Here is a 14,748-nt window from a genome sequence, read left to right on the forward strand (position 1 = left end):
CGAGTTTCATGCTGATCATTCCAGTATCAGGCGACGGGCCAGGCTTTCCACGTAGCCCTCGTCTTGTCCATTGGGGTGCGCCTGGAAAGCCAGGTGCAGGTATTCATGAGCGAGGTCGAGGCGGTCCTGCTGGGAATACAGGCCACGCACGAAAATACGCTGGCGTTCGCGGTCGACGTAAGGCCGGCCACTGCTCAGCCGGCAAACGGCGAAGGACTGCAATTCTTCATAACCCGCCTCACCCTCCAGCCGCTGCCGCCAGTTGCGCCGCTGCGCCTGCAACCAGCGCTCGGCTTCCGGCAGGGGTTGGCAGGCGGCGCTCGGGTTGCTCCAGCGGCTCAGGCTGGTGCGCGGAAAAACGCGAGCGAGGATGGCGTCGTAGCGCAGGCCCTTGGCGGCCTGGTCCTGGGCGTCGCGCCAGGAGAGCCTCGACTGCCCCGCCTCGTCCGAGTGATAAGTGACAGTACCGCCGGCCAATACCAGATCGGCGGTCCAGGCGGCGATACCTCGCGCCGCCTCGCTGGCCGGTCGCGGTGCCACGCGTTGGCGCTGACTGCTGTCGTCGATGCTCAGGCAGTCGCCGCGCGGTGCGCCGTTCTGCAAAAGATAGGTGCGAATGGTCACCGCCAGCGCCTTGGCTGCTTCTGCCGGCGTAGTCGACGCTTCGCGGTCCAGCACGCGGGCGACGTACTCCTCGCGGGAAAGACGGGCCGTCAGACGCGGGCCCTTGGCACCACGCTCGAGAAAGAGATCACCACTGCTATTCACGTCGAGGCGCACGCCATTGGCGAACAACACATTCTGCCGACCGGCCAGCAAGCCTTCGGCGGCAGGTTGATTGTGCGCATCGTAGACCTCTTTCAGCGGATAGCGGCTGAACAGGCCGACCTCAACGCAGCGCCCCGGGTCACGCGGCCAGGGCGCCGGCAGTGCCGCGCCGATGGCATTGCCGTACGTCGCCAGCACCGTCTTGCTGGTGCCTGGTCCGCGCGCCCAGAGCGGCGTACCGTCCACCAGCCAACCGGCGAAACCGCCTTCGCGCTTGCCGTGCTCATCCCAGCTCCAGGTCTTCACCCGCAGGCGCCCACCCAACGCAGCCGGAGCGCGGCCTTCATCGGCGGCGAGGCTGACGTCCAGCAGCACTTTCTGCGCCTGCTCCTGAGCGGGCAGGTGTTGCAGTTGATCGAGCAGTTCGCCTACCGGCACTTCGGTTTGCGGCGCCAACTGGTCCAACTGGGTGATCCAGCCCGGTGCGTGGCGCGCCTGCCAATACTGCCGCCAGTCCGCGCCGTCGATCCCCAGGCGCTGCGGCTGGAAGTACAGGCCGCAGGACTTCACCAGCGCGGCGTCGCGCTCGATGCTCTGCCCGGCCGCGCAGCAATAGACTTCTTCCTTGCTCTCGCCTCGGCACTGATAGGCCGGCTCCTGCTGATGGGTGTCGTTCAGCCAGGCATAGACGAACAGTTTCCACAGGCTGCCCAGCGGCGCCTGCAGATCGACCGGTAGCGGCTGGCGATCGAGTACCTGCTGCTGTCCGAGGCGCAGCAGTTCATCCCCCTGCGCGGTGCGCCAGGCCAGCTGCGCCTGCTCTTGCGAGCCGGGCGCCGCGAGGGCGCTCAGCGGCAACAGCAGGATCAGCCCGGCAAGGCGCGCGCGCATGGGTTACCGGACCTTGATCTTCGCCAGGGCCGGCTGCTGCTCCAGCGCCTGCTCCTGCGGCGCATAGAGGCGCTGGTAGCGCGCCGGCGGCAGGACGAACTCGCCCTTCTGCGAGAAACGCACCAGATGACGGAAGCGCAGCTCGCCGCCGAGGGTATCCACCGGCACGCCGTAGAACAGGTCGCCCGGTTCGTTGCGCGCGCGCTCCAGACTGGTCGCCTCGACGCCACCCAGGCCGCTGATCTGCAGGCCCCAGGTGGTGCGCTCAACGTCCGCGCCCGGCGGCAGCGGCACTTCCAGCATGCCGTAGCGCAAGGCTTGCGCCTGCTCGGTGGTGAGGGTCACTTCGTCCAGATACAGCTCGTCGCTGGACAGCGGCTTGTCACCCAGCGGTTCCGCACTGAAAGCGAAAGCGTCTTCCCCCGGCACCAGGCGCAACAGACGGCGCTTGATGGTCACTGGTAGCTGGCTGGTCGGCGCCTCGGCGCTGCGGAAGGTCACGGAGGCGTTGAGCGGGCGCGACGGCGCGGCGCTCAAGTCCAGCTGCGCTGGCACTTCCTTGCCCTGCCATTGCCAGAAGGCATCACCGGTGGTGCTGCGGCCTTCTTTCCAGTCCGCTACCGGCTTGGGCAGGTCAGCTGCCGGCGCATCCGCCACTGCGCGCTGCATCCAGGTCAGCGCCAGCGCGCGTTCGACGGTGGACTGCTGCGGCGCCAGGCTCTGCAGCAACGCGCGAGCTCGGTTGGCATCGACGGTTCCGCTATAGAGCTGTACGGCGCGAGCGAATGGCTGGTCGCTGGTGTTCAGCTTCAGGCGTGCGCCATCCAGTTGCCTGGCGAAGCCTGGCGGCAGCGCGACCTTGTTCTGCTCGGCCAGGCTGGCGGTCAGCACGCGAGCCACCGCCAGACCCAGCTCGGAGTCCGGCTGGCCCATGACCAGGCTGTCGTCGCTGTCGAAGTCGTTCACCGACTTCGCTGCCTCGCCATTGCCGGAGTTTTCCAGGTCGGTGAGCAGGCCGCTGACCAGGGTCTGCACCGGCAGTTGCATGTCGCGGGCGAAGGCCAGGATCAGCGCACGCTGTAGCAGCGGCGTTGCGCTGGCACGCGCGGAATAGAGCTCCAGCACGCGCTGCCAGTGGTCAGGCGGCAGCTGGATTTCCAGCGCACGGCTGGCATACCAGTCGGCGTAATAGGCATACGCAGTGAGGAAGGCGTCGTTGTCTTCGCCGCCCCACCAGGTGAAGTAGGCATCCGGGCCAGCCATCTGCACCAGGCGCAGGCGACTGGTCTGCATGATCAGGCGCAGGCGGTCACGTACTCGTGGCTCGCCGTTGGCCAGCATCGGGTAGGCGACGCTCAGCGGCAGCAGTTGGCTGGCGGTTTGCTCGACACCACCCCACGGATAGTCCAGCAGCGAATCCAGGTTGCCGCGCAGCAGGGCCTGGGCGCTGTCATCCAGGCGCAGGCTGACGTCGCGGGCATCCGCCGGCAGCTGCAGCGGGGTGTTCTGCGCGTTGACCTGCAACGGCTTGGACTGCAGCACCTGCCAGCTATCGGCCACCAGGCTGAAGTGCACGCCAAGGCTGTCACGCACCTGGCCATCCTGGCGCAGTTCCACGCTCCAGTCGCCATCGCTGAGCGGCTGTTGCGGCAGAGCGATGTAGTTGACGCCACGCTTGAGGTCCAGCGCCTGGGTCTTTTCCGCACCGTTGGCGCGGATCAGCAGTTCAGCCTTGGTGTCCTGCTCGCCCTGGTTGAAGACGAACAGACCAAGGTCCGGCGCATCGCCGCTGCGGAAGCGTTTCGGCCCGCTCCACTTCAGGTACAGCGGTTTCTCCGAGCGGATGAACTGCTTCTTCTGGCCGACCTGGCCTTGGTCATCCATGGCGCGGGCGGTGATGCGCCAGCGGGTCAGGGAATCCGGCATGCGGAACTTGAACTGCGCCTTGCCGTTGGCATCGGTGACCAGTTCAGGCTCCCAGGCGGCAGTGTCCACTTCCTCGCGGCGCGGGCGCTCCAGCACCTTCACGCCACGCTCGCTGCGGTTGGCGCGGCCGGGTGCGCTGGGCGTGCCCGGCAAGGCGACGTCGTAGCTAATGAACGACAGACTGGCGCTGGTGCGCACGTTATTGCGGCGCGGGTGGTAGAAGAACTGGTCGATGCCCGGCGCGATCTCCGGCTGCAGCGCATAGATCATCTCGTCCACCACGCTCACGGTGAGGTGGCTGGAAACAGGCTTGCCGGCATAGGCGGTGTCGAGATTGACGGTGACCGTCTCACCCGGCTCGTAGCGTTCCTTGTCGGTGCTGACGGCGATTTCCACCTGTGGCACCGCGACCTTGATACCGGCGTTCTGGAAGCTGTAGTCGCCGCTGCGGGTGTAGAGCACGGAGAAAGTCAGGTTCGGCGAGAACTCGGCCTTCACCGGAATGCGCGCGCGGTACTGGGTGGGGTTGAGCTTCTCCAGCTTCAACCAGTCGCCGCCCTTGGACAGCAGCGCGGTGGCCTCGACCTTGTCGCGCTCCAGCGACAGCAGCGCATCGTCCACCGGCTCGGGGAAGGTGATCAGCGCCAGCGCTTCTTCACCGGCCTGGTACTCGGCCTTGTCGAGAACGATTTCCACGGTGCCCGGCACGGCCTTCACGCCGTCGCCGCTGACCGAGTGGCCAGTACCGCCGAGCAGTTGGCCGGCCTTGTCGCGCAACTCGACACTGTAGGTGCCGGGCTTGTCGAAGGTGATGGCGAACTTGCCGTCGGCCACTGCGCCGTCGCCGCTGCTGCGGTCTTCCAGGCGCAACCAGCGGTAGGCGGTCGGCTGGATCGGCGTCTGCTGTTCGGCGGCGTAGCTGAACTCGACCTTGTCGCCGGCGGCGCTGAAGCGCTGCGGCGCACTCACGCGGTAGCGCGCGGCGCCGCGCTCGATGAGGATTTCCTTGCTGGTCTTCACGCGGTACGCGGCGCCATCGCTGGCGAACACGGTGAGCATGTAGCGGCTGGGCTTCTCCGCCGCCGGCAGGTCCAGCGCGGCGCGGCCCTGGGCGTCGGTGGTGATCTGCGCACTGGACAGCTCCACCGGGAACTGGCCGAGGTACTGCAGTTCGTTATCCACCATGGACAGCTGCTGGGCGCGCAGGCTCAGCTCCAGGCGCGCATTGGCCACCGGCTTGCCGTCCGGGTAGAGCAGGATCAGGTTGCCCTTCACCGGCTCGCCGGTCTTGAAGTCCGGCTTGGCCAGGTCGAGGGAAATCTCGAAATGCGGCTTGATGTACTCGGCAACGCGGAAGGCGCTGCTGTAGGTCTGGTCGCGGTAATCGAAGCGCAGCTCATAGCCGCCGGCCACGGCGTTGGCCGGCAGCTGGAAGCGGCCGCTGGTACCGCTCTTGGCGTCGTATTTGAGATCCAGCGTCTGCAGCGTGGTCCCGGCGGCGTCGATCACCGACAGGCGCAGCGGGGCAGCTTGCGGCGCCTGCGATTCGCGGGAGTTCTTGAACTCGCGGCCGACAATCTTCAGCGATACCCAGTCACCCGGACGGTACAGCGGCCGGTCGGTGAAGGCGTAGAGCTTGGTGTCGTAGATTTCGCTGTCGTAATAGAAGTTCTCGGAGACGAAGACACCGCCCTCCGCGTCTTCGCCGATCACGAAGGAGCGCTCCGGGCTGACGTGCTGCAGGCGCAGCAGGCCATCGGCGTCGCTGCTGCCGCTGCTCATCACGCCCAGGCCGTCGGTCCACAGCACCTTGGCGCCGCCCACCGGGGTGCCTTCATGCTTGCGCGCGGTCCACACCAGCAGCTCGTTGCCGGCGATCTTGCTCACCGCGACGCTGTTGGAAACGAACACCACGGTGGTCGCGCGGTATTTGCCGACTAGCGCCTCGACCAGATACAGGCCGGGTTTCAACTTGCCCAGCGGCACGTAGACGTTGCCCGGCGCGACGTTGATGAACTCGCTGGAAGAACCGGCCAGGGTCACTTCCTTCGGCGGCTGGATCGGCTTGGCGTCCCACAGCGGGTAGCGGAACTGGCTGACCATCGGCAGGCCGGGAATCGGCGCGTACTGCGGCTGCGCGTCATACGGCGTCGGAGCGCGCATGGCATTGCCCATCTTCAGCTCGGGCACCACTTCGGTGACCTGCTGGCGCGACTCGTAGGAGAAGGTCCGCTGCATCACCCGACGCGACTTGCGGTACCAGTTGTCCCACAGGTAAGCCAGGGTGTTGGACAGGCCCTCGCCCTTGAACTGCCCTTCGGACAGCACGCGGTGCAGGTTCTTCTGGCGCTTGAGGAAATCCAGCGGCTGGTCGATGCGGTAGACGCGGATGTCCGCTCCGCCGTAAGGCTCCATGCGGTAGCGACGGTAATCGCGGCCCGGCGCTTCCAGGCGCACCTTGGCCACTTCGTCGGAAGCGAAGCTCGAGTCGGCCAGCAGGAAGAACGACTCCCCCGCCATGGGCGTGTAGTTGCTCGCCGGGACGTCGTCGTCCGCCTGCACGATTGCGGGCGCGGCGGCGAACAGGCCGGCGCACGCCAGGGCAGCGGCAATGCCGCGCAGCGCGCTCATCGGGTCAGGAAGGACAAGCGATAGACGCCGATAAAGTTGGGATTGGATTCGTCGGGTATCCATCGGGTGTCCTTCCATGTCATGAGTTGTTGCAGGCTGACCGAGCGCATGCCGTTGTCGGTCGCCGTACGAGTGCCGGTGTGATAAGCGATGTCGCGGCCCATCCAGATCATCAGATGCTGGTCATCGCCCTGGTCGAAGAACATCAGGTCGCCCGGGCGCGCCTGGTTGAGGTCACGGCCAACGAGCTGGCTGTTGTATTGAATGAGTTTGATCGCGTTGACGTAGGGCCCGGTCTTGCCGCCGCCCTGCTGCCAGCTTTGCGCAAGGTTGCGCTGCGCGTCGGACAGCTCCAGCTCCGGCGGCAGGTAGCGGTTGGACATGCCATTGGCACGCAGCCACTTGGCGTCATGCACCTTCAGCGCCTCATTGGCGGCGAAGCGCACCAGCCCCGCGCAATCCTGCTGGTACCAGCGCGGGTTCGGCCCGCGACGCAGCTGCTCCTCGGCGATACGCACGAACCAGGCGCGGAACACCTGGGTCTGCTGCGCATCCAGCGCCGGCTCGGCCGCGTGCGCCAGCGTGGCGACAAGCCAGCCTGCGAGCAGCGTCAGAGGCTTGCGGATCACAGCGCCTTCCAGTCCAGCGGCAGCCACTCCCATTCGCCGCTCGGTTCGCTGCCGGCCGGCAGCGTCAGGGCGTAGGAACCATTACCGGCGAGGGTCTTCAGGCGCGGCAGGAGCAGCGTGTCGGCGGCATTGCGGAACACCGGTTCGAGGTCCTGCGGCAGGCTGTCGAGGGTTTCGCGCTTGAGCAGTTCGGACAGCGTCTTGGGCGCCAGGTAGGCCGGCACCAGGGCATCCTTGGGCAGCACATCGGCCAGCGGCGGGTAGCGCTTGGCCAGGGTATTGCGCGCCTTGTCGAGCAGCTTGTCGTCGATGGAGAACAGCAGGGTGTTGCCATCGCGCAACAGGCTGACACGGAAGAAGCCATTGCCGCTGACCTGGTCGGGATTCTCCGCCGCGCTGGCCGGGTACTGCCCGAAGCGCGAGCTGACCTGGCGCTGCCACAGGCGACCTTCACCCTCGGCACGACTTTCCACCTCGAAGGCACCCGCCTCCACGTTGGCCTCGTAGGCACCGATCATGCTGCCGAACAGCTTGCCCAGTTGCTCGTCCAGCTCGGGGCTGGCGGGTGCGTCGAGCTTCACCGCCAGCAGCGGCGAGTGCAGGCGCGAGTCCGGGTACCAGCACAGGCCGGCGGCGCCGGAGAGGTGCTCGGAGAAGGCCGCGGCCATCTTCTGCTCGGCGCCCAGCTTTACCAGCATGCTGTCGTACAGGCCCGGCGTGACCGGTAGCGCGACGCAGGCACTGGCGCCCATGGGCATGGCCTGCCAGACCGGCGCGAAGTCCAGGTCCGGCTGGCGGGCGACTTCATTGAGCGCCAGATAGCTGTGCCAACCGTCCTTGCCCTGTTCGAAGCGCACGCCGGCGAAGGTCGGGATCAGCCGCTGGTAACCCATGGCAAGCACACCGGCACCCAGGGTAATGCGCTGTTTCAGTTCGCCGCGTGGCTCCAGGGCGAAGTCCTTGGCGAACAGCGGCTCGCCTTCCAGCGCGCTGCCCAGGTCCTTGACGACCGCGGCATCGGGCTCGCCCAGATTGTCATAGTCGGGATTGGGGAAGAGCATCTTCGGGTTCGACAGCACCAGCATCTGATCGCCACGGGAGACGAACAGCAGGGTTTTCTCGGCGCCGTAGCGCAGGCTGTAGACCGGCGTGGCGCTGCCCTTCACCTGGATTTCCGCGACCTTCTTCAGTTGGGTGTCATCCGCCACGACCTTGGCCAACGGTTCCAGGACCTTGGCCAGACCGCCGCGCTTGAGCACTACCATGAAGTCGCGCAGGCGGCCGTCGGCGCCACGCCACAGGGCAACCTGGGCCGGCTGGTCGAGCAGTTCCTCGATCACGCTGTCCTTCAGGCTCAGGTCGTGTTCGTAGACGATGCGGCGCAGGGTGCCGGTCAGGCCCAGGCGGTCGGCATTGTTCTCGTAATAGAAGACGAAGTCCTCGGTGAGCACGTCGCGCAGCAGCGGCACTTCCAGCACGGCCTTGGGCAACTGGCTGAGGGAGGCACTTTCGATCAGCGCGTCCGGGCGCTTGAGGTCACGCACCAGGTCCGGACTTTCCGGCGCCTCCAGGGTACCCACCGGCGCCGAGTGAAAGGCGGGAATCAGGCCGAAGGCCAGGGCCAGGCCGCCGGCGACCAGCGCGGCGGCAAGCGCCCCGATGGCGATCAACGGACCACGGCGCGAAGGCTGCGCGGCCGGCGGCGTGGAGGAGCTGTCTTGGCTGCTGGAGGGCGTAATGTCGCTCATGGATCGCTTGTCCCGTGTCATCCCTGCGAGGGGCGAATTCAGTAGTTGAAGGTCTTCACCAGCACCAGATCGCCGATGGTGCGCATGGGCACCACGAAGGTCTCGCGCTTCTCGTTGACGGTATTTTCGTTGAACACCAGGTTGATCTCGGCGGTGATCACGTCCTGCTCGTGATTGCCTTCCTGGAAGTTGTAACCCTGGCTGGCGTTGTAGTTGCCCCAGTAGTTCACGTAGACCAGGTAGGTACCGTGCAGCGGTGCGGCCATGGTGAACATTTCCGGCCCGGGGCCATCCACGCCATCCGGGTCGAGGCCGCCGCCATTGCTCAGGCGTGGCTGCGCCCAGAAGGCATGCTGGCCGTCAGGCGTGACGATATGCAGGTCGAGCTCGGCCTTGGGATCGTTCCAGCCGAGCACCAGGCGAATGCGCGGCGGGATGCGACCATTGTTGGCTTCGTAGAACTGTACGCGCTTGAGAGATTTGCCCTGGTCGCTGCTGACTGCAACGCTGTTGCTACCCGCACCGAAGTTGTAGGGGCGAACGAATTTTCCTTCGGCATCAGTGTAGAGCGGGAGGGGATTGCCGTTGACCACCAGGCGCTGGGCACGGTCAACGCCGGACACTTCACGCAGGTGCCCTTCGATCAGGCTGCGGCCACGAACACCACCACGGTCGATGGGCGGCGTGGGATAGGCCACGCGCGGAACGCTGGGATCATCGGTCAGCCCGGAATAGCGCCAGCCGGCAGTCGGGCTGGACAGGTCCGCACCCGGTTCGGCAGCCACCGTCGCAGCCAGGAGACTGGCTGACAGATAAAAGACGGCACGAACCATCCGACGCGAGAGCTGCATGAACATTCCTTGATCGTGCATGGCGGGGGGAGCCAAATGTAACCGGTCTTGTCGGTGCGCGGAACGAGCCATCGCTCGGCGTTGCGACGCAGCGCGATCTTTCAGAAATTTCCTACAAGCCAAGTAGCTTTTGGCGCAACACCGATTGGAAGAATCTCGACTCTGCGCGAGTCACATCCAGCCGCCCCATTGCAGGACGAAGATGCCGACGTTGGTGGTCAGCGCCGCCACCAGCGTGGTGATCACGATGATCGACGCCGCCAGCTCGTGATTGCCATTCGCGGCACGAGCCATGACGTAGCTGGCCGCCGCCGTAGGGCTGGCGAAATAGAGGAAGAGCACGCCCAGTTCCGCACCACGGAAACCCAGCAACCAGGCGGCCGTGGTGCAGATCAGCGGCAGCCAGATCATCTTCATCAGGCTCGCGCTGATCGCCAGTCCGCCACTCTCGCGCAGCGAAGCCAGCGACAGAGTGCCACCGATGCACACCAGCGCCAGCGGCAGGGTCATCTGGGCAAAGTAGTCAGCGGAGGTCAGCAGCCACGCCGGCAAGCCAATTCCGAACCAGGAGAACGGCAGCGCCGCCAGCACACTGATGATCAACGGATTGCAGATAACGTTGCGGGCAATGCTCAGCGGGTCGGATTTCATGCTCGGGCTGTAGATCGCCAGCACCACCGAGGACAGCGTGTTGTAGCAGAGGATCACCAGCGCGGCGAGCACCGAGCCCAGCGCCAGGCCGTGCTCACCATAGAGGCTGGTGGCCAAAGCCAGACCGATGATGCCGTTGTTGCCCCGGAACGAGCCCTGCACGTAGACGCCGCGCTCCTCCCGCGGCACCCGCCAGACGGCCCAGCCCCAGGCCAGCAGGAAGCCTGCCAGTGTCGCTGCGCAGAAGTACAGCAGCACTTGCGGGCGCGCTGCGCTGTGCAGGTCGGAGTGGTAGATGCCGAGGAACAGCATCGCCGGCATGGTGGCGTTGAACACCAGTGCAGAGGCGGTCTGGATGAACTCCGGGTTGATCGCTCCTACGCGGCGCAGCAGCACTCCGAGGAACAGCATGGCGAAGACCGGGGCGGTGATGGCGAAGGTCTGGAGCAACAGAGCGAGCATGGGCGCAACAGCGAAAACAGTGGGGCCGGCGATGATAGCAAGGGTTATCGCGCACTGGGGCGACGGGTTGGCACAGGACGACGCTGCAGCGGGTTGCACCATGCTGCTGGCGCTGGCATGGCGCCCCTGCCAGAGCCTTGCTCATCCGTCCCTCCTGGCAGCGGCCGCCACGGGCTTCACAACGGCTCTACCGGCTCACCGAATACAACATGGTGGCCCCGTATGCGCTGCAGAACAGCGGCCGCTGGCGCCTGCCAGAGATGGGCAATTGCCGCCGGAGGTGCTCGGTGAGCCCGAGCACAGAGGCAAACGACAGGGCAAGGTGGCGTTTCCACCTTGATCCCCCGCGAAGGGATCAGGCTTTGTTCTTGCGCGGGGCACCCGGCACGTAGCCCTGCTCCGTGACCGGTTCGGCTTCCAGCAAAAGCGTCGCTGGCGGCGCTGCCACCGGTGTCGCCTCGATCTTCGAGACCTTCGCTTCCAGTGGCTTGGGCTCCTCGCCCTCGGCCAGGCGAGTCAGCTTGCCATCCACCGTGGCGCCGTTTTCCATGCTCAGCTGGCGGTACTGAATGTTGCCGGTCACGCGTGCATTGGAATGCAACTCCAGCAGGTGCTCGACGTAGAGGTCGCCAATGATGGTGCCGTCGATCAGCGCGTCGTAGCAGCTGACGTTACCCTCGATCCGGCCTTCCGCACTGAGTGCCAGCAGGCTGGCCGCACCAGGCTTGTGGCGGACGTTGCCTTTCACCGTGCCGAGGATTTTCAGGCCATCCTGGAACTGCATATCGCCGACCAGATCGACATTACCCGAGAGCAGGCTGGAGAACTTGTCCACCGAGACCTGCGGGCTCTTTTTCTTGCTGCTGCTGAACATCACAATTCCTCGCGCGTACTACTTGCCAGGTTTCTGCTGGCGGAAGAAGGCCAGCTCGGTCTTGAGTTTCTTGATTTCGGCGGACATCGCGTCGATCCGTAGCATCAACTGCTCGCGGTTGGCGCGATCCTCTTCGGCTTGCAGGCTTTTTTCCTCCACCTCCTGCGTCAGCTCGGCGTTCTGCGCCTCGAGCGCATCGATGCGCTCACGCAGTTGGCCATCGTCGCGGGCGCGCAGCTGCCAGGCGCCCAACGCGAGCGCCGCCAGCACGAGAAGTACCAGCGCCGCCCAGCCCAGCCAGGCAAAGCCACGGGGCACGTGGGGGCGGTGCTCGGCGCGCAGCAACTGGCGGGTGGAGGGCCGTTTAGTCCGTGGCCAGGCCATCGCTATCGATCTCCATGCCGCCCAGGGAAAGGAAGTTCTGCGGGTCGACGAATTCCCCGTGGTAGAGCACTTCGAAATGCAGGTGCGGGCCGGTGGAGCGTCCGGTGGAACCCACCTTGGCGATTTCCTGCCCCGGCAGCACCACGTCGCCCACTTTCACCAACAACTTGGAGGCGTGGGCGTAGCGCGTGACCAGGCCATTACCGTGGTCGATTTCCACGCGATTACCATAGGAAGGGTTCGGCCCGGCAACGATGACCCGGCCGCCGGCCGCCGCGTGGATCGGACTGCCGGTCGGCGCCGAGAAGTCCTGGCCGGAATGGAACGCCAGATGGTGATTGAACGGATCGAAGCGGTTGCCGAACGGTGAACCCAGGCGCGCCTGCTCCAACGGACGGCGTGCGGGAATCGCCATGAAGTCGGCATTACGCCGGGCCACCTGGTCCATCAGCAGGTCGAAGACCCGGCGCAGGCACGCAGCCGATTGCTCGTTGCGCTCAAGGTCAGCGGCCGATGCAGGCAACGGATCGACGCAGGCCCTGGGCGGCAGCAGGATGCCGCCTTCGTTGCGGGTGGACGTGGACTTGCCCTTGGGCGCGGGCACCAGTTCGGGATCGACCTTGGACAGCTTGCGGGCGATTTCCTGATGGCTGTCGACGGCCTTGAGCAGGTAATCCGCGTCCTTTTCCAGGACCTGCAGACGGCCGGTCAGCTCGCCGATGCGCTCGGCGGCAAAGCGCTCGCCGGACTCATCCGGCGCTTCTTCGGCCTGCGCCACTGGCACCATCACCGTCTGGGTCTGGCCTCGACCCAGCCACAGCCCACCAGCGAAGGCGGCCGTGGCAAGCACCAGCGTTACGCAGGCAGCACCCAGCACATACCGGCGCGTGTCGACCAGGCGCAGGTCCGAGCGAGTCAGGGCTTGCCGTGACGGAGAAAGGGAGTTCATGGCGGTACCGTTGGAATGCATTCAGCCCGGCGGGTGGCCGCCGGGGTGCACAGGGTACCTTTTATTGAAAACTTCGCAGCGGCTAAACACTGAAAAATGTAAATAAATAAGAAGAAATCATCATGTCTGAGAATACTTTCAGATGTTTCCCACTAACGCGATCACATTATCCCAGTGAATCAAACTGCCACTACGCCGGCAAAACAGACTCGATCTCCTGCAAACGATGCTCCTCCAGGCGCAGTTGGCGCGGGTGGAATCGCTTCAGGCTGGCCCGGTGGCCAATACTGACCAGGGTCACGCCCGGCAGTTGATCGATCAGCACCTGATACAGCGCGGCTTCGTCGGTTTCATCCAGCGCGGAGGTGGCTTCGTCGAGGAACAGCCACCGTGGTGCATAGAGCAGCGCGCGAGCGATGGCCAGGCGCTGCTGCTCGCCCGGTGAGAGCACGCGTTGCCAGTGATCGGCCTCATCCAGGCGCGGCACCAGCGAATCCAGGCGACACAGGTGCAGCACCTGCTTCATCTGTTCGGGATCATGAGCGTCGCCCGCATCCGGATAGCAGAGCGCTTCGGCCAGGGTGCCGATGGGTAGGTACGGTTTCTGCGGAACGAACAGGCTGCGCGCCTCGGGCATCTGCACCACACCGCCGCCATAGCGCCACAGTCCGCTCATGGCGCGCAACAATGTGCTCTTGCCGCCGCCGGACGGACCGCCGATCAGCACGTGCTCACCAGGGTTGAACGCAAGACTGGTGGGTTGCAGCAGCTCGCGGCCGTTACCGAGTTTCAGGGTCAGGTTGTGCAGTTGCAGGTTCTCGCCGGTCTTGCGCACGTCAATGTTGGCGGACTCGTGGGCAGTCTCGTCCATGGTCTGGCGGAAGCTCAGCAGACGGTCGCAGGTAGCGCGCCAACTGGCGAGGCTGGCATAGGCATCGATGAACCAGCTCAGGCCGTCCTGCACGTTGCCGAAGGCGGAGTTGATCTGCATGAGCTCGCCCAGCTGGATCTGCCCGGAGAAGTAGCGCGGCGCAGCGACGATGAAGGGAAACACGGTGGCGATCTGGGCATAGCCGGAGCTGAAGAAGGTCAGGCGCTTCTGCACCTTCATCAGTTCCCAGAAGTTGCTCCAGACATTGCGGAAGCGCCCCATCAGGCGGTTGCTCTCGTTCGCCTCGCCGTTGTACAGGGCGATGCTTTCGGCATTCTCGCGCACCCGCACCAGGCCGAAACGCAGGTCCGCCTCGTAGCGTTGCTGGCGGTTGTTCAGGCCGATCAGGCGGCGTGCGATGAGGTGGGTCAGGCAGCTGCCGACCGCGGCATAGAGCAGCGCCGCCCAGAACATGTAGCCGGGAATGCTGATGCCGAAGAGTTCGATGCTGCCGGACACGCCCCAGAGGATCACCGAGAAGGACACCAGGCTGACAATGTTGCGGATCAGGCCAAGCCCCAGGGTCAGGGTGGTGTCGGTGAAGCTGTTGAGGTCTTCGGAGAGACGCTGGTCGGGGTTGTCGGTGTGCCCGCGCTGCTCCAGTCGGTAGTAGTTCTTGTCGCCCAGCCAGGCGGCGAAGTGCTTCTCCGTCAACCAGCGGCGCCAGCGGATGGTGAGCATCTGCGTCAGATAGAGCCGGTAGACCGCCGTGAGGATGAACACGGCAGCGATGCCGCAGAACATCAGCATCAAATGGATGAAGCTCTTCAGGTCCTTGTTCTGCAGGGCGTTGTAGAAGTCGCGGTACCAGCTGTTGAGCCAGACGCTGAGTGCCACGCCCACCAGCGACAGGGCGATCACCACGATCAGCAGCAGCCAGGCCATGCCCTTCTCTTCGCTGCGCCAGTAGGGCGCGGTGAGTTGCCAGACTCGGTGGAAGAAGCGGCTGCGAACGGCGTCGTTCGCGGCCCGGTACTCGGCGCTGTCGGTCATGGGTCGGCTCGCACGGCTGGAAATAAAAAGGAGCGCTCATTGGCGCTCCTTTGTGTTATC

General features: G+C 65.3%; 9 protein-coding genes and 1 pseudogene. All 10 read right to left on the reverse strand.

All coding sequences use genetic code 11. From position 1 onward, the window contains the following. Positions 1-15: 15 nt before the first annotated feature. The 10 genes and pseudogenes from N5C91_RS17825 to N5C91_RS17870 all read right to left on the reverse strand — a co-directional run bounded on the left by N5C91_RS17825 (position 16) and on the right by N5C91_RS17870 (position 14,688). Positions 16-1,659, reverse strand: coding sequence for a DUF2300 domain-containing protein (locus N5C91_RS17825; RefSeq protein ID WP_279830920.1), 1,644 nt, complete (start codon positions 1,657-1,659; stop codon positions 16-18). Positions 1,660-1,662: 3 nt separating this feature from the next. Beyond that, entirely contained in the window at positions 1,663-6,216 is a 4,554-nt protein-coding gene (locus tag N5C91_RS17830; RefSeq protein WP_279830923.1) for an alpha-2-macroglobulin, read from the reverse strand. Continuing rightward, the gene (locus N5C91_RS17835) at positions 6,213-6,878 is read right to left on the reverse strand and encodes a DUF1175 domain-containing protein (protein WP_236200834.1); all 666 of its coding nucleotides are present in this window, start codon (positions 6,876-6,878) and stop codon (positions 6,213-6,215) included. The genes N5C91_RS17830 and N5C91_RS17835 overlap by 4 nt, the downstream gene beginning before the upstream one ends. Next, on the reverse strand, positions 6,842-8,593 hold the full coding sequence (locus N5C91_RS17840) for a DUF2138 family protein (protein ID WP_279830928.1): 1,752 nt from the start codon (positions 8,591-8,593) through the stop codon (positions 6,842-6,844). The genes N5C91_RS17835 and N5C91_RS17840 overlap by 37 nt, the downstream gene beginning before the upstream one ends. A gap of 38 nt (positions 8,594-8,631) precedes the next feature. Then, a complete protein-coding gene (locus N5C91_RS17845) occupies positions 8,632-9,426 on the reverse strand; it encodes a DUF2135 domain-containing protein (protein ID WP_279831049.1) in 795 nt (264 codons plus the stop codon). A gap of 189 nt (positions 9,427-9,615) precedes the next feature. Further along, on the reverse strand, positions 9,616-10,557 hold the full coding sequence (locus N5C91_RS17850) for an AEC family transporter (RefSeq protein WP_236174389.1): 942 nt from the start codon (positions 10,555-10,557) through the stop codon (positions 9,616-9,618). Positions 10,558-11,050: 493 nt separating this feature from the next. After that, a pseudogene (locus N5C91_RS17855) lies at positions 11,051-11,431 on the reverse strand (polymer-forming cytoskeletal protein); the annotation flags it as partial. A gap of 18 nt (positions 11,432-11,449) precedes the next feature. Then, the gene (locus N5C91_RS17860) at positions 11,450-11,815 is read right to left on the reverse strand and encodes a hypothetical protein (RefSeq protein WP_236174388.1); all 366 of its coding nucleotides are present in this window, start codon (positions 11,813-11,815) and stop codon (positions 11,450-11,452) included. Beyond that, positions 11,796-12,764: a M23 family metallopeptidase gene (locus N5C91_RS17865; RefSeq protein ID WP_279830932.1), complete on the reverse strand. Its 969-nt coding sequence runs from the start codon at positions 12,762-12,764 to the stop codon at positions 11,796-11,798. The genes N5C91_RS17860 and N5C91_RS17865 overlap by 20 nt, the downstream gene beginning before the upstream one ends. 190 nt (positions 12,765-12,954) lie before the next feature. Further along, positions 12,955-14,688 carry an ABC transporter ATP-binding protein/permease gene (locus tag N5C91_RS17870; RefSeq protein WP_279830934.1) on the reverse strand — a complete coding sequence of 578 codons (1,734 nt, stop codon included), beginning with the start codon at positions 14,686-14,688 and terminating at the stop codon, positions 12,955-12,957. Positions 14,689-14,748: the final 60 nt, after the last annotated feature.

Source organism: Pseudomonas sp. GD03903 (assembly GCF_029840045.1).
GTDB lineage: Bacteria > Pseudomonadota > Gammaproteobacteria > Pseudomonadales > Pseudomonadaceae > Pseudomonas > Pseudomonas pseudonitroreducens.